At 39.2% G+C, this 2,393-nt stretch carries 1 protein-coding gene; it reads left to right on the top strand.

Features of this window, described 5'->3' with window-relative positions:
- Positions 1-811 precede the first annotated feature (811 nt).
- On the top strand, positions 812-2,128 hold the full coding sequence (locus tag O9332_RS23960; protein ID WP_002759313.1) for an AAA family ATPase: 1,317 nt from the start codon (positions 812-814) through the stop codon (positions 2,126-2,128).
- The last annotated feature ends 265 nt before the right edge of the window (positions 2,129-2,393 follow it).

Genomic DNA, 2,393 nt, shown 5'->3' with positions numbered 1-2,393 from the left:
GATAGTTTGTGCCGCTTAAATAAAGAGGTTTTGATAACCAAATTAAAGCAGCTCTAAAGAGTTTTGAGTTAAAAGTTAAACTTCAAGTTTTCATTCAGGACAAATGTACTGATTAACTAATTTTTTGGGGAAAATTAGTTAGCCCATCATTATAACATATAATTAATTTGCAAGAGTTCTAATAAAAAAGTTAAAAAAGGCAACCATTTAGCTCTGGACTTTACCCGTACAAAAATACTAGCTATGGCTAAAAGTCTTACAGAGCCTGAGTTAAAGCCATATAATACCAATGAGCTACTGAACACAAAATCCTGAAGTCTTTACGCAGATAGGGTTTGCGGCAAAAATTTTCAAATTTGACCTTTCGACCATTATAGCTTGTTTCGGGGCAGAAAACCAGCAAAAACATGGCTACAGAGGGAATCGCTTACTCTAGAGATTAATGACATCATCTGTGATCATAAGGTTAGCGATCACTATAAAGCCAACTCCACAGAATCGCTCTACTCTAGATACAGTCAACGGTACAGCCATTTTCAAGGGGAAAATGTACCCAGTAGCGTCTTTTCAATTTTTTCTGAGAAGCGACCTGCAGTAAGGGTAAGGGTTCCGCCCTAATGCCAATAAACAGCGACCTTATCTCCCCAAGCCTAGATTATACTGTTCGGATATGCCCTGCCCTACAGTTTGAGTTTTCAAGGTTATGGGTGCTAGTTTTCGGTACTTGTTAGAGTCTATAAGCTGCGCTGGTATTGGAACTTTTAGTACAAATGCTCAAACTGCACCAGTCAAGATTTAATGGGTGAAAAGTATGTTAACATCGCTGACTCTTCGGAATTTCAAAAGCTATCAGGAGGCAACCTTGTCTCTAGCACCCATAACCTTTTTAATCGGTGCTAATGCCTCAGGAAAAAGTAATGCACTAGAAGCAATTCGCTTACTTTCGTGGTTAGCGAAAGGCAGTAGGTTAGATGACATTGAACGCAACATTCAAAGCGGGAATGCAATTGCTCGTGGACAAGCGATCGATCTTTTCGGTGCAGAAAAACAGTATTTTACCTTGGGAACACACATTGATAACGCTCCTGACGGTTGGACTGATTTTGAGATTGAAATTGGGCTATTATCAGACCAACTTATTATAATCGGAGAAAGTGTCAGTAAAGCTAATAAAGATCAGGAATTAACACTTTACAAAATTGATAGCGATCCTAACCCGCACACCGATGAAATTAGGGTGATGTATAACAATTTTAACAAAGGTAAAAATAAGCCCCACATACCTTGCTCTAACCGACAAGCCATTTTTTATCAATTGGAAACTCCCAGTCGGTTCCAGCAAAGTCATACTAAATCACAAAAAATTATTCCAGCAGTTACTAAAGTAATTCGAGAAACCTTGAGGAATATCGTCTTTCTTGATCCTCGTCCAGCAGTAATGCGGGATTATGCTTACGCTAAAGATGATGATATTAAAGAAGATGGCTCTAACCTTTCTAGTGTTCTTTACGCAGTTTGTCAGCAGGGAGAGACTCAAAAAAACAAGTTGCTTGACTTCATTCGTTCATTACCAGAACAGGATATTACCGATATTCGCTTTATCATTACAGACCGCAACGATGTTATGGTGAAACTAATAGAGTCTTTTGGGAACAAAGAACATCAGATAGATGCTCCTTTGTTGTCTGATGGTACTCTGAGAGTTTTAGCGATTGCTGCAACTCTACTAAGTGTAAATCCTGGAACTTTCGTAATTATTGAAGAGATCGATAATGGTGTTCATCCCAGTCGTGCAGATAATTTAGTTAAGCAAATTCGGGAGATCGCCTTAGAAAGAAAACTGAGGGTACTGATCACCTCCCATAACCCGGCGTTATTAGATGCAGTACCCGATAGTGATATTGGAAATGTACTTTGTTGTTACCGAGATCCGCAAGCAGGAGATAGTCGTATTGTCCGATTAGCTGATTTAGAGCGTTTCCCCGAATTAATTGTGCAGGGAACTCTTGGTCAGTTGATGACTAAACAAGTATTAGATAAGTTCTTAAAGGATAAGTCCACAGCAGAACAACGTCAACAAAACGCGCTAAGTTGGTTAGAGCAATTAAAACAGGGAGAAGTAGCCTGATGGGAGCTATTTGTCTGATCGATACTTCGATCTTTTTAGAGATACTTAATGTCCCCCACAAAGCGAGTCAATCTGAGTTAATACTTCAAGAGTTAAAAGAGAAAATTGAAGCTGGGGAATCTCTTTTTGGCTCTTCGGGACTTGTTATGGTTCGATAGGGGGGCATAAATCGACTCAATCCTTATCTGGCAAGAGATTTAATTGATTAGTTCGCTCCAGATCGCAAACAATTGACAAAAATTGCGGCAATGTCTGTCTCTATAAA

The organism is Microcystis sp. LE19-10.1B (assembly GCF_027530565.1).
Classification (GTDB): domain Bacteria; phylum Cyanobacteriota; class Cyanobacteriia; order Cyanobacteriales; family Microcystaceae; genus Microcystis; species Microcystis aeruginosa.
This window is presented reverse-complemented; position numbering and strand designations above follow the sequence as displayed.